Source organism: Limosilactobacillus pontis (genome assembly GCF_002940945.1).
GTDB lineage: Bacteria > Bacillota > Bacilli > Lactobacillales > Lactobacillaceae > Limosilactobacillus > Limosilactobacillus pontis_A.
This window is the reverse complement of record NZ_PNFV01000014.1, coordinates 14,288-33,591: the sequence shown is the minus strand read 5'-3', so window position 1 is coordinate 33,591 and position 19,304 is coordinate 14,288. Positions and strand designations below refer to the sequence as shown.

General features: G+C 46.8%; 14 protein-coding genes. 2 read left to right on the top strand and 12 right to left on the bottom strand.

Annotated elements, in window-relative coordinates; translation table 11 throughout:
* Positions 1 to 414: 414 nt before the first annotated feature.
* From CK797_RS08645 to CK797_RS08615, 7 genes are all read right to left on the bottom strand, one after another.
* Complete coding sequence (locus tag CK797_RS08645) at positions 415 to 663, bottom strand: DUF1797 family protein (RefSeq protein ID WP_104689338.1); 249 nt, start codon at positions 661 to 663, stop codon at positions 415 to 417.
* Between the two features lie 117 nt (positions 664 to 780).
* Entirely contained in the window at positions 781 to 1,797 is a 1,017-nt protein-coding gene (locus tag CK797_RS08640; RefSeq protein ID WP_104689337.1) for a lysylphosphatidylglycerol synthase transmembrane domain-containing protein, read from the bottom strand.
* The gene (locus tag CK797_RS08635) at positions 1,790 to 2,824 is read right to left on the bottom strand and encodes a glycosyltransferase family 4 protein (RefSeq protein WP_104689336.1); all 1,035 of its coding nucleotides are present in this window, start codon (positions 2,822 to 2,824) and stop codon (positions 1,790 to 1,792) included. Before CK797_RS08635 ends, CK797_RS08640 begins: the two co-directional genes overlap by 8 nt.
* A gap of 13 nt (positions 2,825 to 2,837) precedes the next feature.
* A complete protein-coding gene (locus CK797_RS08630) occupies positions 2,838 to 4,034 on the bottom strand; it encodes a glycosyltransferase family 4 protein (protein ID WP_104689335.1) in 1,197 nt (398 codons plus the stop codon).
* 169 nt (positions 4,035 to 4,203) lie between these two features.
* Positions 4,204 to 5,937: a phosphoenolpyruvate--protein phosphotransferase gene (ptsP, locus tag CK797_RS08625; RefSeq protein ID WP_104689334.1), complete on the bottom strand. Its 1,734-nt coding sequence runs from the start codon at positions 5,935 to 5,937 to the stop codon at positions 4,204 to 4,206.
* Positions 5,937 to 6,203: a phosphocarrier protein HPr gene (locus CK797_RS08620; protein ID WP_104689333.1), complete on the bottom strand. Its 267-nt coding sequence runs from the start codon at positions 6,201 to 6,203 to the stop codon at positions 5,937 to 5,939. The genes ptsP and CK797_RS08620 overlap by 1 nt, the downstream gene beginning before the upstream one ends.
* A gap of 121 nt (positions 6,204 to 6,324) precedes the next feature.
* Positions 6,325 to 6,504: a hypothetical protein gene (locus CK797_RS08615; RefSeq protein WP_412458033.1), complete on the bottom strand. Its 180-nt coding sequence runs from the start codon at positions 6,502 to 6,504 to the stop codon at positions 6,325 to 6,327.
* Positions 6,505 to 6,763: 259 nt separating this feature from the next.
* Here CK797_RS08615 and CK797_RS08610 point away from each other — a divergent pair, with 259 nt between their 5' ends.
* Positions 6,764 to 8,983: an ATP-dependent Clp protease ATP-binding subunit gene (locus tag CK797_RS08610; protein WP_104689331.1), complete on the top strand. Its 2,220-nt coding sequence runs from the start codon at positions 6,764 to 6,766 to the stop codon at positions 8,981 to 8,983.
* 53 nt (positions 8,984 to 9,036) lie between these two features.
* On the opposite strand, the gene CK797_RS08605 is transcribed toward CK797_RS08610, so the two are convergent.
* Positions 9,037 to 9,633 carry an ECF transporter S component gene (locus CK797_RS08605; RefSeq protein WP_104689330.1) on the bottom strand — a complete coding sequence of 199 codons (597 nt, stop codon included), beginning with the start codon at positions 9,631 to 9,633 and terminating at the stop codon, positions 9,037 to 9,039.
* 160 nt (positions 9,634 to 9,793) lie between these two features.
* Between CK797_RS08605 and CK797_RS08600 the strand changes: the two genes are divergently transcribed.
* A complete protein-coding gene (locus CK797_RS08600) occupies positions 9,794 to 10,507 on the top strand; it encodes a MucBP domain-containing protein (protein WP_104689329.1) in 714 nt (237 codons plus the stop codon).
* A gap of 77 nt (positions 10,508 to 10,584) precedes the next feature.
* On the opposite strand, the gene CK797_RS08595 is transcribed toward CK797_RS08600, so the two are convergent.
* The 4 genes from CK797_RS08595 to CK797_RS08580 form a co-directional block, all read right to left on the bottom strand.
* Positions 10,585 to 11,706: an AI-2E family transporter gene (locus CK797_RS08595; RefSeq protein ID WP_104689328.1), complete on the bottom strand. Its 1,122-nt coding sequence runs from the start codon at positions 11,704 to 11,706 to the stop codon at positions 10,585 to 10,587.
* A gap of 95 nt (positions 11,707 to 11,801) precedes the next feature.
* On the bottom strand, positions 11,802 to 13,778 hold the full coding sequence (locus CK797_RS08590; RefSeq protein ID WP_225365049.1) for a serine hydrolase: 1,977 nt from the start codon (positions 13,776 to 13,778) through the stop codon (positions 11,802 to 11,804).
* Between the two features lie 45 nt (positions 13,779 to 13,823).
* Positions 13,824 to 14,426, bottom strand: coding sequence for a hypothetical protein (locus CK797_RS08585; RefSeq protein WP_104689326.1), 603 nt, complete (start codon positions 14,424 to 14,426; stop codon positions 13,824 to 13,826).
* 290 nt (positions 14,427 to 14,716) lie between these two features.
* On the bottom strand, positions 14,717 to 19,198 hold the full coding sequence (locus CK797_RS08580) for a glycosyl hydrolase 53 family protein (protein ID WP_225365048.1): 4,482 nt from the start codon (positions 19,196 to 19,198) through the stop codon (positions 14,717 to 14,719).
* Positions 19,199 to 19,304: the final 106 nt, after the last annotated feature.

The following is a 19,304-nucleotide window of genomic DNA, read 5'->3' as shown; positions in this document are numbered from 1 at the left end:
ATCAAACTCTCATATAAAATATAAGAACTTGAATAGCTCTAAATCAAATTAATTAAGCGAATTGACTTCGCAAATGTTTTGCTTCAAATCACCGAAGTGATTGAAGACCCTACACATTTAGTTCGTCAAAAACTTTGTTCAGTTTTCAAAGGTCTACCAAGTTGCCAAACACAACTTCTTAATATTATCATTCCATCAATTCTATGTCAAGAACTTTTATCAAAACAAGTGATGGAAGAAGCAATCTCATATAACTTACGAGACAGCTTTATTATGTTAACAAATCAGCAATTCATTGTCAACAACTATTTTGAAGAAATAAGTTAGCTACAAATCAGCAGTAACTCTTCTCCGTAACAGCAAGTAATAATATACCAACCTCACGATCATTCGTCAATACCTTTTCTTAAAAAATCAAAAAGTATTGCGAAAGTCGTAAAGACAATTGAACACCTCGATTGCCACTAGGTCAAGATCATCAAAACGAAAGCGTTCATGCGGCCGAAACCGGACATAGATAAACTCATCCTGGTCACGAATATATGTCACCTCGCACACCGGGATACCAAACTGCTCAAAGGTGCGGCGTTGTCGATTTCCGGTCCGATCATTGCGCATTGCATCCAATCTTCGAATAATCTGTATTAACTGTGAATCAGCCATTCCATTCTCCCCTAACAAATCACTATCTCTACCCTACTATTTTCAATCGGGTGCTTCAACTAATCCATGTCAAACAAAAACCGCCACATCTCTAAAGAGCATGCCGCGGTAAATTCATTATTCTGTTTTTACCCGGTCCGGTTTGATCATCAACGCAATCATCCCCGCAATCATCCCGAAGTAATAGGTAATCAACCGCCATATAATCATCGCCAGGACTAGCTTAGTATTGGATTGAACGAAACTAGCAAACAGGACTGAGAAGCTGTACTCGGCACCCCCAGCACCCCCAGGAATCGGAAAAAGCGAGATAATCATAAAGATCAGAACGTGCAGACTGACTACCATGATGAAGTTAATGTGGTAAACCCCAAGAGCCAACAGGATGAAATATGGAATCGTGTAATAAAAGAAGAGCTGGAACAAGGTCACAATACAGACTTTCCCCATCATTTTGTACTCACTCTTCATCTTCAGGCTCTCTTGATAAAATGAGTCCACCATCTCATTCAGTCGAATCTTCATCTTCATATAACGGGCTGGTTTGATGAAAATCGCCACCGGGCGGATCAGGATATTCATTGCCCGCTTGGTGAACTGGTACCAATACATCACCATCAGCAAACCTACGATCACGGCCAGGTGAATTAAAAAACCTAGAAGGACCAGAATTGCCAGAGCGTGCAGCTTCTCTTCAATAAAGTGAAAACCAATCAACAGACAAATGATGAAGTTGATAACAATCATCGCCTGAAAGACCACAAACTTCATCAGTAGGACCGAGCTAGCCCGGCCCCCGTCGACCCCTGACTGGAGCATGGCTACCAACTGAGCCGGCTGACCACCCGTCGAAAACGGGGTAATTCCGTTAAAAAGCTGCTCAATTGGAGGCAAGCGTAACGCGTCTTTCCAGGTGAAGTCACGATGACGATCCTTCATAAAGATCTTCACCACGACCCCCTCTAGTCCCAGGTAGAGACAGATACAGAGAAATGCTACCAGCATCCATCCCCAATTCAGGGTATTAAATTCCAAAACCAGCAGGCGGAGATTAACCGTCCGGAGGGAATAACCAATAATCCCCACCCCGATCAACATCATCAGAATGAAGACCAACCAATTTCGTCTATTCACGAGTCTGTTCCTCCTGTGCCTGCTGACAGTAGAAATTATACCAGACCGTTGCCAGGTGCTCCTTGGAATAACGCCGAGCGGTTAGGTGCGCTCGTTGCTGCCAATGGGCCAGCCTAGCCGGGTCGTTGCGCAGCAGAGTCAGCTTCATTTGCATTTCATCAAGATTTGCCGCGGGCTCATAGTCCCCATCGATAATCGAATGGTAGAGATCGAGATCCCGTAGCATCACTGCATTCCCACAGCTGAAGGCCTCCAGTACCGACATTGGAAAGAGCTCATTATACGATGGCAGGAAGAAGAGGTCCGCTGCCCCATTGAGTTCAGCAATCTCATCGCGGGAGACGATCCCAGTGAAACGCAGGTTATCCGGTGGATTATCCACCACCTGTTTGAGTTCTTTGTAACCATCCGTCAACCGTCCAAAAGAAAAGCCACCGGCCCAGACAAACTGGACATCCTCATTCTGCCGGGCCAGTTGGATGAAGTCTGGGACACCCTTGCGTTCCTGGACCTGGCCACTGCCAAAGACAATAAAACGGTCCTGAGGCAGGTGATACTTTTCACGCAGCGACCGTTTCTCATCCTGAGTTACCGGGTGGAAGCGATCACTATCGACAAAATTAGGAATGTAGCTGATTTGCTCCCGAGGAATCCCATATGCCACCAACTTATCAATGAAAGACGGGTTAACCACCACCAGATGATCCATCCGTTTGTAAAAAGCAATGATATACCGATAAAAAAGGCCGCGAAACGGTTGCGGAATCTTTAAGCTTCCCTCCAAAGTTTCAGGAAGGAAGTGAACGTAGCCGATCTTTCGACCCCGCTTAGCAGAGAAGGTCGACAGATAGAAACGGGGATCGATCGTGTGGTAGTGGCTAATTGTCGATGGCCGGTATTCGTTGATCGCAATATCAAATTCATCCTGGAAATTACTCTCCAACAGGTGGACCAACTCTAAGTACGCACTGCCGACCCCCTGACCAGCAACCTTATCTGCTGATGAAAACATTGTAATCTTAAGCATAATGCCTCCCTAATCAGTGAAACAAACGATGCCGATTCTTAGCCGCCTGCCGGGCCGCTAGTTCCTTCTGGCAGTCGGTATAAAACTGAACTACCTGCTGGACAAAAACTTCTGCGGAAATCGAATGCAGCTTCGCTTGGCGCCGCTCGTGGGACTCTACGTCACCTGGATGATTCAGGTAGTGCAGCACCCCATGGACTAACTCACTCTGTTGCTGGAAACTAACTCCAATGGCAGGATCGTCAATCAGCTCGTCGGTGTATTTACTCCGCATCACCACGATCGGCAGGTCGGATGCCAGAGCCTCATCATAGGTCAAGCCCTGTGACTCCGAATCAGATGCCGACACGAAGACATCGGCCATCTGGTAGTAATGATAAACTTCACTATTATCAACCTCACCGGCAAACTGGACGTGGTCAGTCAAACCCAGCTGGCGAACTTGGCGCTCCAAAGTATGGCGGGCCGGCCCCGCTCCCACAATCAGCAACTGAGCAGTTGGGCGCTGGGCAAGAATATCTGGCATCGCTGCAATCAGGGCATTGATGTTCTTCTCATAAGCCAGCCGGCTCAGGGAAAGGAGGACCGGCGTATCGTCGGTGTAGCCATAACGCTGTCGTAGAGCATGCACCTGAGCTGATGAATCGCGCTGTTGGTACACGCGAAGGTTGACCCCAGTTGGAATCACCCGGATCGGTGACGTCACGTTATAGCTATGCATGGTGTCAAGAACCCGATCACTCGGCGCAATTACCCCATCGATGCTCTTCATATAGAGACGGACAAATGTAGCCACGTTTCGCGGCTTGACAATATGGCCATTGGCAATGTAGTGGAGATAATCCTGATACATCGTGTGATAGGTATGCAGGCAGGGGATTTTCAGTTCACGGGCCACCAGCTTCCCCATCATCCCCAACGCAAACTCAGTCTGATTGTGGACAATATCGAGTTGGAATTTCTTAGCCAATTTAACCGCACGAAAGGCGCCCCGCACCGCGATCCGCCGTTCCTTAAATGAAACAAAGGGGATGCTGGGAAAACGATAGACTCCCGCGGCTATGTCATCATGCTTAGCCTGCGGATCGGTAGTCGTAAAGATGTAGACGTGGTGCCCCTGGGCAATCAGTTCGTCACGAAGGGTTTTAATAGAGGTAGCAACCCCACTGACTTGCGGAAAATATGTATCTGTAAAGAGACCGATATTCAAACTAACTGCTCCTTTTAATCGTATTTAGCCATAATACTCTATTATACGCGAATGTTTGCCAAAAAGACATTTCATTCCATTCTAAGATTAAATATCCTTACTGACAAGTTCTGGGCCCAAAACAAAACAGCGTGGAGAATATGTCGTATCTCCACGCTGCCCTGAATGATTAATTTTTCCTTAACATTGGCACGTATTCTTTTACCAGCATCTTCACCTCACGAGCGCTATGGGCAGCCAATGCCCGGTGAACCAGGGGCTGGAGCTGACGGTTGTTAAGGTGACTGATTAGGGACCGGATCTGTAGAATCTGGCTACTGTTCATTGAGAACTCGTCCAGTCCCATCGCAGTCAAAAGCGGCGTTGCCAACGGGTTGCCAGCCATCTCCCCACACATACCGACCCACTTGCCCTCAGCATGGGCGGCATCAATCACCCGCTTGATCAAGCGGAGAACTGCTGGATGCAATTCTTGATAGAGGTAGGATACCCGGGGATTGCCCCGGTCAGCAGCAAACAGGTACTGGATCAGATCATTGCTACCGATACTGAAGAAGTCTACATCGGGCGCAAAGACATCAGCCATCACTGCTGCCGATGGAACCTCTAGCATCATCCCAACCTCAATGTTATCGGCTACCGCTACACCAGCCCGACTAAGCTTGCGTTCCTCATCATCGAGGATCTCCCGGGCACGAGTAAATTCCTCAGGAGTAGCAATCATTGGAAACATGATCGCCAGGCGGCCATAGACTGACGCCCGGAGCAAGGCCCGCAGCTGAGGCCGTAAGACTGTCGGTTCGGTTAGGCCAATCCGGATTGCCCGATAGCCCAGATAAGGATTATCCTCATGCGGCAGCTTGAGCATCCCCAAACGCTTGTCACCTCCAATATCAAGGGTCCGAGCCACTACCCGTTGCTGATCCATCCCGCTGACGAATTGTCGGTAAGCCTTGAACTGCTCGTCTTCACTCGGCAGTGTGGTCTGATCCATATATAGGAACTCGGTCCGCAGAAGGCCGATCCCCTCGGCTCCGTGATCCCGGGCAAATGTGATATCGCGCAGAGCACCGACGTTAGCGGCCACTTCATACTGACGGCCGTCCTGGCTGACGGTGTGCTGGTCGCGCAACATTCCCCAAGCCTGCTGTTCACGAGCAAACTCCCCAGCAAGGAGACGGTAGTGTTCCAGCTGCTGCTCGGTCGGGTTCACGATTACCTTGCCGTGAATCCCATCAACCACCAGTAAGTCCCCGTCCTGGATCTTCTTGGTGGCCGTATGGGTACCAACCACTACCGGCAGAGCCAGGGTCTTGGACATGATGGAGAAATGTGAGGTCCGTCCACCATAGTCCGTCACCAGTCCCGCAACATAGCGTCGGTCAAACTGGGCCGTGTCGGTTGGGGTGATATTGGTGGCGACCAGGATTGCTCGATGATCCAAGGCCGCCGGATCTGGCAATTTAACCCCGAGCAGGTGGCTGATCACCCGTTTGTAGACATCCCGGATCGCTAGGGCTCGTGAATTCAAATAATCGTTGTCATTCATCCGTTCAAAGAGCTCCAGATAGTGGTCGGTAATCATCTTGACCGCCCACTCCGCCGTAGCAGACTGTTCATAGATTAAATGTTCGATTTTCTTAAGAAGAACGGGATCATCCACTATTGTCAGCTGGGCATCCACCACCGCAGCTGCCTGTTTACCCAGTTCCTGATGGGCCCGCTGACGGATGGATTGCAATTCTTTGGTGGTTAACGCAAAAGAATCACGAAGCCGGGCGACTTCATGATTCTTATCAGCTGTATGCTGTTTCTTAATGGATAGATCTGGCCCTACTAACCGATAGGCAGGAGCAATGGCAATGCCACTACTCGCTGCCAACCCGTCCAGTAGTAAAGACATTAGTCGGTCAATCCTTCCTTCTTCATCGTTTCAGCAACGGCATCTAAGGCTTCCTTTTCATCGTCACCGTTTGCCGTGATGGTAACGTCAGCGTTTTGACCAACACCAAGGGACATAACCCCCATGATGGACTTCAGGTTAACGCTCTTGCCCTCGTAGGACAGGGTTACATCTGAACCATACTTAGATGCAGTTTGTACCAAAATCGTTGCTGGACGTGCGTGAATACCAGTCTCAGCAGTAATCGTAAAATCACGTTTTTCCATACTTAATCAGTCTCCTTCGAGCTTTACTTAATTATCAGCGGCATACACCTCTGATACACCTCGATACGTATATTTTAGCAATTGTAAGCGTTAAATACAAGATCACGGGAGATTAAATTCATCAACGCTGACGCAGGTGATAGGTAATCTTACCGCCTATGTTAGCCTTCCCTTCGATTTGGGTCCGGTATGGGTAGGCATGGTAGACCCGCTGGAAGGCCTGAAAGTCCTCCGGTGTGATCTCAAAATGATCGATCTTACCGGCGCGCAGGTCATCGAGTTGCTGTTCAAAATTTGCCATTATCATCACCTCCCATAAAATTCTACCATATATAATTACCATTTTTACCAGTACCCATTTTAGCATTCTAAAGGAAAGAGTGCTAAACTTTTAGGTAGTCATAAGCCAGTACTTACGTGGGCAAGCATTAGCGATTTTCTTAAGTTAGGACTTCTGACTTGCGTTACGACTAAAAGTAAGTATAATTAAATCAATGGTCAAGAAAGGTCAAAAGATTTGTTGAACCTTTACCCATACTTTTCAAGGAGGTATTTATTAGATGCTCTGTCAAAATTGTCATCAAAATCCCGCGACGATTCACCTACAAATGAATTTCAATGGTCAGCGGGTTCAAATTGACCTCTGCCAAAATTGCTATCAAAAACTACAAAACCTGCAAACCAATATGATGAACGGGGGGAACGGAATGAATAACTTCAATTTTGGAAGCCTCGAAGACTTCATGAATGCGATGAATAACATGCAAAGCCAAGCCGCTGGTGCCAATGGTCAGGCGGCTGGTGCCCAAGGACAACGCCAAGGTGGCCGCCGCGGTGGCAAAGGCATCCTCGGTCAGTACGGAATCAACCTCACCGATATGGCCCGGCAAGGCAAGATCGACCCGGTAATCGGTCGGGATAACGAAATCAAACGGGTCATTGAGATCCTCAACCGGCGGACCAAGAACAACCCGGTCCTGATTGGGGAAGCCGGTGTCGGTAAGACTGCTGTTGTTGAGGGCCTTGCCCAGTCAATCGTCTCCGGTGAGGTACCGGAGAAGCTGGCCAACAAGGAGATTATCCGGCTCGACGTCGTCTCCCTGGTTCAGGGAACCGGGATTCGGGGTCAATTTGAGAAGCGGATGCAGCAGCTGATGCAAGAAGTCCAGAAGAATAAGAACATCATCCTCTTCATTGACGAAATCCATGAGATCATGGGAGCCGGTAATGCCGAAGGAGGCATGGACGCCGGCAACGTCTTGAAGCCTGCCCTCGCCCGTGGTGACTTCCAATTAATCGGGGCCACAACGCTCAACGAATACCGGAAGATCGAAAAGGATGCCGCCCTCGCCCGGCGGTTCCAACCAGTTGAGGTCGACGAACCATCCGTCGAAGAAACGATCAAGATTCTGAACGGAATCAAGGGTCGATATCAGGACTACCACCACGTCAAGTACACCGACGACGCAATCGTCGCCGCTGCCAAGCTTTCTGACCGTTACATTCAGGACCGGTTCCTGCCTGACAAGGCGATCGACTTGCTCGATGAGGCCGGTTCCCGCAAGAACCTGACCTTGAAGACGGCTGATCCAAACACGATTGAAAACGAGATCCACACCGCCGAGGCCCATAAGCAACAGGCTGTCGACAACCAGGACTACGAAAAGGCTGCCTTCTATCGGGACCAAGTTACTAAACTGGAAAAGGCCAAGAAGGCTGCTGAAGAAAACCACACCGAGGACTCAGCAACGGTTAATGTTGCCGACATGCAGAAGATCGTCGAGGAGAAGACCAACATCCCTGTTGGCGACCTGCAGAAGCAAGAAGAAAACCAGCTCCGCGACCTTGATAAGAAGCTGGAAGAACACGTTATTGGCCAGAACGAGGCCGTGGACAAGATCGCCCGCGCCATCCGGCGGAATCGGATTGGCTTGAACAAGTCTGGTCGGCCGATCGGCTCCTTCCTCTTCGTCGGCCCAACTGGAGTCGGTAAGACGGAAACCGCTAAGCAGCTGGCTAAACAACTCTTTGGTTCCAAGGATGCAATGATCCGGTTCGACATGTCCGAATACATGGACAAGACATCGACTTCTAAGCTGATTGGTGCTGCACCAGGATACGTCGGCTATGAGGAAGCGGGTCAGCTGACTGAACAGGTTCGCCGGCACCCATACAGCCTGATCCTACTCGACGAGGTTGAAAAGGCTCACCCTGATGTTATGCACATGTTCCTGCAGATCCTCGATGATGGTCGCCTGACCGATTCTCAAGGCCGAACGGTTTCCTTCAAGGATACTATTATTATCATGACGTCTAATGCCGGAACCGGGGACGCGGTAGCCAGCGTCGGCTTCGGTGCCGAGGCTACGGGCAACACCCACTCGATCATCGACCAACTGACCAACTACTTCAAGCCAGAGTTCCTAAACCGGTTCGACGACATTGTTCAGTTTAACGCCCTGACCAAAGACGACCTGATGAAGATCGTGAACCTGATGATCACGGACGTCAACACAATGCTGGCCGATCGCGGTCTCCACATCGATGTGCCGAAAGACGTTGAGGCCAAGCTGGTTGACCTTGGTTTCGATCCGAAGATGGGTGCCCGGCCGCTACGGCGGGTCATCCAAGAACAAATTGAGGACCGGATCGCCGATTACGTCCTTGACCACAGTGACGTCAAGCAACTGGCGGCTAAGCTCGACGAGGATGGTAATATCACCGTCACGGCGGCTACTATGCCGGTAACTACCAACGCCAGCGATGATCATGCTGAATAACCATTTAAACTAGTAAGCGCCCCTGCCGAATTATCGGCAAGGACGCCTTTTGTTTATAATAATCGCCGTCGCACCTCCAGGACGGGCAGAGCTACTAGGGGCACTACAATAACAGCTAAGATCAGTTCTGCTAGACCATTGGTGGCCATGATCGTCAACAGGGCGGGCAAAAGATGGCTGACGTCGACCCCATAGGCCTGGGCGACGACTGGGGTCCGGTAGAAAAGATAGATCAGCCCCAGGACAAGGCCAGTATTGGTGACCGTTCCGGCAACTGCCGCCAAGATCGCCGCCAGCCGTTCCGAATGATAATAATGTTGCACGAAACGGAAGAGGCAACCAGCTACCACACCGATCATTATCCGGGGCAAAATCGCTACCAGCGGATTAGTAAAGACCAATGGGGCCAATGGACTGGACGGTGCCACAAAGGCTCGCACCCAGGTCAATAGACCCCAGGTGCCGCCAATGATGGCCCCCTCCCCTGGCCCAAGAATGATCGCCGCCAGGATAACCGTGACGTGGAGGGTAGTAATACTCAAGGGGCCGAGGGGAATGTTGCCGAAAAACGGGACTAGGTCCTGGAGAATGATGATTGCCATGAAAATTGCCCGGGTCGTGTTACGCCGGATCCGCTGGTGTCGTGTCATTACCTACCCTCATTTCACTTAGAATAGCTAAATTTTAACAGATCGCCACAGTCTTGACTATTTGTAAGTCTTAACATGATATTAAAAAGTTGGCCGGACGAGTGTCAATTTGGAAAAAGCGGTATAATAAAGAAAATATTATTTTTTATGGGGTGGAAATATGTTTGAACAGTTTAAAACCGGTAACCCGATTTGGGTTTACTATGTCGATATCGATTCGGACGCAAACCTGATCGTTCCCCAATTACTACGGGGACGGCTCGGCGAAGAGTACCAGGTTGACCAGAAGAAGTTCCCCAACTATGATTTTGTCAAGTCCACGGGTGAGCTCAGCGGAACCTTTGATATGACCCAGCGCAACGTCAAGCTATTCTACCGGAAGCATTCTTGGGGTGAGGTTCAAGACATCGATATGTACCTAGCCTTAGATGCGCCAACCGTAATTTATGATACGGTCGCGGGGATGCCAGTCGGCCAGCCACTGCCACAGGGCATCACCATTAAAGCCTTCCAGCGGGTTGCCACTAAGGATGGCGAGTTCTGGTATGAGATCGGTTCCGACCAGTGGATCAAGTACGAGAAGATGCACGTCGTCGACAATCCCTTCGGCAACAAGGAAAAGATCCCCTCACGACTGGCGAACCAGCTGACCGTCCTTCGACTCAACAACGTTAAGGCCACCATTGACTACATCCCTGGTAAGTCGGTTGATGTCTATGACGCACCTTATGGCAACCCAGTCGACAAGGTTGCCGATGGCCAGTCAGTGACCCTCATCGGTAAGCTGAGTGACAATGATCAGCTGACCTGGTATGAGATCGGGCCAAAGAAGTACGTCTCGGGGAACTATGTGAAGATTGAAGAAGAGGAATAATTGTTTTTTCCCATCTAATTATTAAAATGGCGCTGACCAATTACTAGTTTTGTTAGCAATCCGTCAGCGCCATTTGTCTATTTTTCTATTGGTTTCTCCTCCACCGGGTGCTCGATCCGGTAAATATCAAAGAAGTATTCGCAGACAGTTTTGACCACCGCGTAGGCTGGAATGCAGAGGATCATCCCCGCAATTCCCGCGATGTGCCCCGCTGCCAACAGGAGCAGAATAATCGTCAGCGGGTGAATCTTGAGACTGCGCCCAATAATGTTCGGGTAGACGATGTTCCCGTCAATCTGCTGGACAATCAGGACAACAATGATCACTGGAATCAACTTCTTTGGCGCCATCGTCAGTGAAACGAACAGGGCCGGAGCGATTCCAATGTAGGGTCCAATGTAGGGGATGATGTTACACAGACCGGCAACAATCCCGAGAACAAGGGCCAAAGGCTGATGAATGATTAGGTACCCAATCGAGGTAAAGACACCAACGAAGAGACACTCGATCACCTGCCCGGAAATGTAGGAGGATAGGGTGTCGTTCATCTTGGTCAGTAGCTGGTCAACCTCCTTGGCATGATGCGGTGACAGCCACTTCTGAACACTAGGACCAAGCTTAGAACCATCCTTGAGCATATAGAAGAGCATGACCGGTACAGTGATGGTAACAACCGTGACATTGGTGACCATCCCGATGATGTCGCCGACCCGTGAGGACAACCCTTTCAGGATCAGCTGAGCGTACTTGGCCAGTTGACTATCAAACTGCCGATAATAAGAATTAAGATCAATATTCTTGAATGGCGAGTGTTGAATCGTGTTGTTCAACAAGTGTTGGATTCCTGTAGCAGTCTGTGGCAGGTGAGTCACCAGGCTGGTAACTTCCTTGAGCACCGGTGGAATCAAGGCGGCTAGTCCCCCGGCAATGATCAGGATCAGCAGAACTACCAGCAAAAGGCTGGCGATTCCCTTGTTGAAATGGAAACGACCGATCCTAATCTTCATCATTATCTTAAGGATCGGGTTCAACATATAGTAGAGAAAGCCTGACAGAATCAGTGGCACGAATACTACTGAGATAAAAGTCAAAAAGGGCTTGAAGATAAATTGAATCTTGGTACAGACAAAGATCAGCGTTGCAATAATGAGGAAAAACAACGGCCAGAACAACCAATGGTAGAATTTTTGACTAGACATATAAAACCAACCTTAAACTTTAATTCACTAACTATTAATAATACCAGATAAAAGGGCAACCACTCAATCATACAATGGTTGCCCTTCCCTGTTAATTATAATGTATTAAATATATTCTTAGTTGCACGAGCCAGTGATTCGATCATATTTACACCCACCTGCATTGGGATGTTGTTATCGGTGTATACTGCAATCGTGTAACCATTGTTATTATCTTGCGGAATAAAGCCGATACTGTCAACATACCATGGCCATGGTGCACTCAAAGCCAGCCAACCATTTTTAATGTAGTACTGACTGCTACCGGCTGAAATTCCCCAACGTTGGTCACCACTAACAGAACCCATCAGTGACTTGATGTAATTCCGTGATTGATCATTCAAGTAGTTGGAGTGTGGTTTCATGTAAATCTCATTTAAGAGTTTTAATTGATCAGTGGCTGTCGTTGTTGTCAATCCCCATGAGGTTCCCGGACCTGGCGTAGTCTCGCTCATTCCTAGAGCGTTGTACAGGTCCTGCATTCGACTAACCCCACCGAGGTAGTTGCGAACAATTTCCGTTGTGGCGGCGTTATCGCTATTACGGATCATCCGCGCTGCCAAACTCTGCTGGTATCCATTAAGGTTACCGTTAGTGTTGTGCAATAACTGGGCCAAAACTGCAACTTTGACCGTGCTAGCCATTGTGTATCGGTGACCCGGGTTATTGTTGTACTCACGAACAATCCCGTCCTTTTGGGATTGAATAGCGATCATGGCATTATGCCCGTGATAACCATTGAGCAGGTTCTTCCACTGAGTGACTAATGGATCGTCGTGCGCAATCCCTTGATTATCAAAGTAGTAAGTTTCACCATTTACTGGGAAGTACTCGGCTGTGGCCCGGGAACCATCCCACTTAAAGTAGTAACGGTGACCCCAAGCGTTCATCCAACGGTTATCCCAACGGGCACCATCTGCACCGAAATAGTAAGTATGACCCCAGTTGTTATAAAACTGATTGGTGTAGCGAGCACCATCCGCACCAAAGTAATAGGTATGTTCCCAATTGGTATAGAAGCGATCACGATATTCCTTACCATCGTTACCGAAGTAGTAAACCTTCCTATCTTGATTCAAGAAAAAGTTGGTCTTCATGATCCCCCGGTTATCGAAGTAATAGTAATCGTTGCCAACCTTAGCAATTTCCGAGGTAGCTCGGACACCGTCGCCTTTGAAATAATACCAGTGACCCCAAGCATTCATCCAGCAATTATCCCAACGAGCTCCATCGTTACCAAAGTAATAAGTGTGACCCCAGTTGTTGTAGAAACGATTGTCCCACCTGGCACCATCATTACCAAAGTAGTAGGTATGACCCCAGTTGTTGTAAAACTGATTGGTGTAGCGGGCACCATCTGCACCGAAGTAATAGGTATGACCCCAATTATTGTAAAAGCGGTCACGATATTCCTTACCATCGTTGCCAAAGTAGTAGACCTTCCCGCCTTGGTTCAAAAAGTAGTTGGTCTTCATAATCCCCTGATTATCAAAGTAGTAATAGTCGTTACCAACCTTGACGACCTCAGAGGTTGCCCTTACACCATCATCACTAAAGTAATAACTATGACCCCAATTAGTGTAGAAACGATTCTGATACAGCCGACCATCGTGACCATAGTAGTAAACATGATTACTATAGTTGACAAATGAGTCTGGCCGACCAAAGAAGCCAATGACACTATTTAGTCCACTAGCCCAGATATAGTGCATATCCACAACGTGAACATGATAGGTAAAATGTGAACCATCACTAACATTTGCTGTTTCTAAACCATCAATCACTGACGGATAAACTGCCATCGACATAATCGGCTGATGAGCGGTCAAGAAATTCTGTGCATGGCTGTAATAATCATCCTTATCCTTAAACAACATCATGGTAACACCATAGAAAACCATTGCTCTGAGGTCATCCATGTTACTGATACTGAATAACGGCATACGATCATTGACAAAATCGATACCTTTGGCGGTAGCAAACGGCCGTACAACACTATTTAATCTAGGATTATTATCAGCGTAAACCTCCATGGCGGTCACGTTTTCGCTATCACCGTTTAGGATACTCTGGTCATGTCACTTATCACGGGACTCCTTCAGCAATGACTCCTTCTTATCTTGGTACTGCAAAGCCATCCCTTTGACCGTGTTAATTGAACCTTGATTCTGAATGAACGGACCTTCACCAAAATGGGCCCGTGCTTGATTGACCAAGTCGAGAGCATAATGATTAATATCCGTTGTCTGCTGGTCACTAAGATCAGTTACATTGACCTCTTGCTTTGCTGAAGCTGGATCTGACTGATAGTTATTTAAAGTAAGGCCCGGTTTAGCAACCTGGTCAAAGTTATTAACAGAAGCCGGATTACTCTGACTAACATTGCGCAGCTGATCTAAATTGTAATTAGCTGGGTAGTTAATCTGTTGCGCATTACTTGTATTTCTAACCGGTGTAGCCTCACCATTCTGCTGGGCAGCATTAGATGTCGGCACCGTTACCGTCATCTGGTCTAACGCCTGTTTGCTCTGACTATACGACGTAACGACCTGTTCTGTCGTGCTGCTAGTTGATGCCGCATTGCTAGTATCATCGGCGTTCGCATTGTTGACCGTTAAACCGATCCCGAAAGCTGTCGATAACGCTGCTAATGCAGTAAGTTTGAACATCCCCGTGTTCATAATTCAACCTCCTCAAAATCTAGCACCGTTATAATAATTTTAATCATAATATACAATCCAGGTAAAGGCAAGGATAATTATGATACCAAGCTTTTTATTGTATAAAAATACTTGCCGTTCACTTAAAACCAAGTGATTAAGGTTACCCACACTATTAGTTCAAGTACTCAATCAAACCTAAACAGCTTGATCCCGGCATAATACCGACATCAAGCTGTCTAAAAGACTATATACTTTATAGATAACGGCACTTAAACCACCAATTGCCATATCTTAATCCTGATTCTCTTTTAGGCGTCTTTCTTACTCCACTTCAGAGAGGCACTATAGTTAACCGTTACTGGATCGCCATACTTAGCATTTCCGTCAACCGATTGAATCCAGAAATCATAGTAATAATGATTCCCATCAGCCGTCCGATAGTCCTTTTTACCAGTAAGCTCCTGCGGCAAGAGCCCCTTAACGGCATCCAACGTAGCTGAAGAAATATCTCTTCCCTTAGCACTGGTCAGCTTATTTGTGACAGCTGTTGAATTTACGCTTGAAAGATCAACATCGTTCCCATTGAGCCAACTTCCGGTAGTCAGCGGATTATTTATATCAACCTCTTTACCAGCTACGGTATTCCAGATTTTGGAAACACGAAGCTTAATTGGAGAAGTAGCAATCACAACATCAGGCTCAGCGTCCACGACGACCGTTGCTGAGTAGGTAGCCTTCAATGGTTGCCCATATTTAGCGTCTTTATTAGCATTGACAAAAGTGCTGACCTTATTAGCATCACCCGTCAACCAGTAAACATAGTGATACTTGGCCCCATTAGCCGCCGTATAGATTCTTGAACTAACACCATTACCCAATTGTTCAGCAATTTGGGTTAAAATCGCATTGTCAATCGGTTGACCATCTTGGCCTTCAAGCAGGCCCTTAACGGCATCATTAGTAAACTGGTCACTGTTGATTGAGCTACCTGTGGCTAGGCCATCATTAGGCTTCACATCTGTTGAATTCCATATTTTTGTAACTGTCACATTAAGCTTGGATTGTTTATTATCGGGACTCTTGTAACCTTCAAGTAATCCCTTATAAACGTTCAATGATTGTAGCGGATGACCATTATCATCAAAGAGGGTAACATTGTCCCAGGTTGTACCGCCCCATGTTGGTTGGCCATTCCAGAACATTACTGAATCTGGTGCATATCCAACTGCATTCTTGTTGGCCCAACCGGTACCATAAACGTCAGACATCTTTTTATTATAGTCCCAGTTCTGCCAACCAGCCTTATCAGGAATCCAAGCTGGCTCCCAGTAGAAACCACCGACGCCACCTTGAGCAATTAATGCCTTGTACATATCGGTTAGTGCATCAACCTGACCCTGGGGATCATGACTATAGGCTTGAATCTCACTATCGGCACCAATTGAGTTACCAGTGCCATCAGCATCATTAACGTTATTAATCCAACCGGTTTCGAGGACAACCGTCTTCTTACCGAATTCACGCCAAGCCATCTTTTCGATTCCTTCAAGACTAATCGGTGTGCTTGCTCCCCAGCCAAGATCAACATTGTCATACCAACCATTGCCATCATGAGTAGACCAGAATGGGTAATACGAGGTTCCTAGATAATCATAATCGACGTGATTATTCTTAAGCACCGTCATGATACTACGATACTTATTGATGTTTGGCGTTTCTAATTGAATTGCAATTTTAGCACTAGGAGCAGCATTCCGAACTGCAGATGCAGCAGTTGCAAGATATTTTGCAATCTTGTTACCATCTGCACTTTCCCAAGTGGTTGCCCAATTGCCACCATGATCACGATCCGTCCATATGCCAAATACACCGTTCGTAACCTCGTTACCGACTTGGACCATGCCAATGTTGACTCCGGCCTTTTCCAGATCTTTTAAGACCTTATTAGTGTAAAGGTAAATCTCTTGGTTCAAATCCGTGCTAGAAAGGTTCTTCCACGCTTTCGGTAATGGTTGCTTAGCAGGATCAGCCCAGAAATCAGAATAGTGGAAGTCAACCAATACCTTCATTCCATGCTTACTTGCATCTTGAGCCATTTTAAGCAATGATTCTTCATCGTTATTACCGCCGCCGTAACCTAGACCTGCAGCGTTATATGGATCGTTCCAAATCCGTAGCCGAATCCAGTTGACACCGGCGTCATGCAATACTTGGAAAAGATCTGCCTCATGACCATTAAAATCGTAGAATTTAACCCCGGCGTTAAGCAATGCTTGGTAGCTCGAAACATCAACCCCACGAATCATATCATCCGTCATTCCGGGGAGCTTTTCAACATTAACCTGATCATACTGTAAGCCTGTTTCTGCTCCCGTTTGGTACGCAAGGTCAATTTGATCCTTAGTCTTAGCACTTGCTGGAGTATGGTCAGCAACTGCTTTCTTAGCACCCCCCCATGTTAGAGTAGCCGTATAGTTGACCTTGATCGGATCGCCATACTTAACCTCATGATTAAGCGCCAAGAAATTATTTAACTTTTCGTCAGCATTTTTACCATCAAGCCAGAATTCATAGTGGTATGGATCACCATTAGCAGCATAATAAGTTTGTGTGCCATCAAGTGCTGTGGCATTACCACCTAATCCGGCAAAGATTGTCTTAAGGACGTCTTCACTGATCGGCGTATTCTGTTTGCCACTCAGCAAACTACTGCTAAATTGATTTAAACCGCCAACAACCGCATTCATTGGTAACGTGGTGTTTACCGTCAATGGATATTTGACAGTCACCTTGGAATTACTAGCTGGATATACCTTGCTAATATTAGCCTGTAAATCTGAACTTACTTTACTCGGCGTGGTTACTTTTTCGGGCTTAAACAGCAAAGCAGCTAACTTATTGTTCTTGGAATCATAACCGACACCAACAATACTATTATTAACGTCAACTGATTTATTGATACTATTTACAAAATCGTTAACGAAGTTGTCAATCGTAGCTGATTGGCTAGCTAGGTTAACAACCTTAGTCGAAATTACCTTGCCTTGTAACAGGTCGTTTTTCTGCAGTAATGAAGCAATTACAACTGGGTCATTATTAACATCACCCTGAGCAATCAACTGAGCCATATCATGGGCAGCTAATTCTTGATAATTATGATCCTGACTTGTCCAATCATAAAGGACATTAGCATTTCGTTGTTGCCTTAATGTATCTGCAATCTGATTAGCAACATAGTTACGGATCGAGTCGAAGACATAGCCTTTAGTAGCAATTCCATCCTTATCAAAGGTTACATCAAAGCCATTGATCGATAATGTTTCGTTAGTAGCCCGAGCACCATTGGCTTTAAAGTAGTAATGGTGGCCCCAAGCATCCATCCACTTATTATCCCAACGGGCACCATCATCGCCGAAGTAGTAGGTCTGGCCCCAGTTGGTGTAGAACTTGTTCCGGTACTCTTTACCGTCCTGATCAAAGTAATACGTATGGCCATCCTTCGTTAAGAAGTAGTTAGTCTTCATAGCACCCTGATCATTGAAGTAGTAATAATCGTTGCCAACCTTGACAATTTCATTGGTGGCATGAGCACCATCGGCCTTGAAGTAGTAGCCGTTTCCCCAGTTGCGGTACCACTGGTTTTGATACATAACTCCTTGGCCATCAAAGTAGTAGACCTTACCATTCTTGTTCAGGAACTGATTAGTGTAACGGGCACCATCTTGGCCAAAGTAGTAGGTATGGCCCCAATTCTTGTAATACTGGTTTTGGGCCATGATCCCCTGATCATCAAAATAGTAGACCTTACCATTCTTATTCAGGAACTGATTAGTATAACGCGCACCATTTTGTCCAAAGTAATAGGTGTGGCCCCAGTTCTTGTAATACTGGTCACGATACATGATCCCTTGATTGTCGAAGTAGTAAGTCTTACCATCCTTATTCAAGAATTGGTTGGTGTAACGCGCACCATCATTGCCGAAGTAGTAAGTGTTACCCCAGTTGTGGTAGAACTTGTTGACAGTTAGATGGCCATTGCTATCGAAATAGAACAACTGATTTTCATTAGCATTCAGGAATTGATTCCGCAGGGCAATGACCCCATCATGGTTGGCCGTGTAGCGAACGCCCTTGACGTTGCGCGTTTGATTTTTCATCAAGGAGCCATCATTAGTAAAGTAATAGGCATTGCCCCACTTCACCATGAAACGATTATCCCAACGGGCACCGTCATTGCCAAAGTAGTAGGTGCTACCCCATGCATTCATAAAACGATTGTTCCAACGGACACCGTCATTGCCAAAGTAATAAGTCTGATTATTCTGAGAATCGGTATAATAGTAATTAGTCTGCTTAACCCCATTCTTGTAGTAATAATAGTTACCATTGGTCAAATGAACCCCATTTAACTTTTCGTCAGTTTGATCATTATCTTTGGCAGCCTTAGCAGCTAACGAATAATTTGCTCGTGGGGTAACATCTGCATTTTCCTCCACCGCTGTACTCTTATTCTGTTCATTGCCGTTTGTTGCTTTTGCAGTGACAGTTACCGCACCCTTACTAGTAGAGTTAGTAGATGCCACCAGAGTCCCGGCGTCCGAATTAGCTGACGTTTGGTTGCCAGCGGGCTGAATCGATACCGTCGTGACTGAAGTGCTTTGAGTATCGTTGGTATCAGCAAAAGCGGTGATATTAGCTGTTGCTAAGCCGACAACTGCTGATACTGTTGCCAACGCTACATAACACCACTGTTTTCCACTTTTGTACATCTTATAATGAAGCTTGCTCATCATAATATGTTTATCCTCCCTTGAACGTTTTAGTTAGTGTTAATGCTTTAATTATACCAGGTAAATTAACAATTGATTAATCTTTTTCACAAAGCACTCTAGTATG

Excerpts from the sequence above, each read along its gene's own strand:
- CK797_RS08620 (WP_104689333.1), bottom strand. The coding sequence starts at position 6,203 with ATGGAAAAACGTGATTTTACGATTACTGCTGAGACTGGTATTCACGCA.
- CK797_RS08580 (WP_225365048.1), bottom strand. The coding sequence starts at position 19,198 with ATGAGCAAGCTTCATTATAAGATGTACAAAAGTGGAAAACAGTGGTGT.
- CK797_RS08610 (WP_104689331.1), top strand. The coding sequence starts at position 6,764 with ATGCTCTGTCAAAATTGTCATCAAAATCCCGCGACGATTCACCTACAA.
- CK797_RS08635 (WP_104689336.1), bottom strand. The coding sequence starts at position 2,824 with ATGCTTAAGATTACAATGTTTTCATCAGCAGATAAGGTTGCTGGTCAG.
- CK797_RS08605 (WP_104689330.1), bottom strand. The coding sequence starts at position 9,633 with ATGACACGACACCAGCGGATCCGGCGTAACACGACCCGGGCAATTTTC.
- CK797_RS08595 (WP_104689328.1), bottom strand. The coding sequence starts at position 11,706 with ATGTCTAGTCAAAAATTCTACCATTGGTTGTTCTGGCCGTTGTTTTTC.
- CK797_RS08615 (WP_412458033.1), bottom strand. The coding sequence starts at position 6,504 with ATGGCAAATTTTGAACAGCAACTCGATGACCTGCGCGCCGGTAAGATC.
- CK797_RS08585 (WP_104689326.1), bottom strand. The coding sequence starts at position 14,426 with ATGAACACGGGGATGTTCAAACTTACTGCATTAGCAGCGTTATCGACA.
- CK797_RS08600 (WP_104689329.1), top strand. The coding sequence starts at position 9,794 with ATGTTTGAACAGTTTAAAACCGGTAACCCGATTTGGGTTTACTATGTC.
- CK797_RS08590 (WP_225365049.1), bottom strand. The coding sequence starts at position 13,778 with ATGGAGGTTTACGCTGATAATAATCCTAGATTAAATAGTGTTGTACGG.
- ptsP (WP_104689334.1), bottom strand. The coding sequence starts at position 5,937 with ATGTCTTTACTACTGGACGGGTTGGCAGCGAGTAGTGGCATTGCCATT.
- CK797_RS08645 (WP_104689338.1), bottom strand. The coding sequence starts at position 663 with ATGGCTGATTCACAGTTAATACAGATTATTCGAAGATTGGATGCAATG.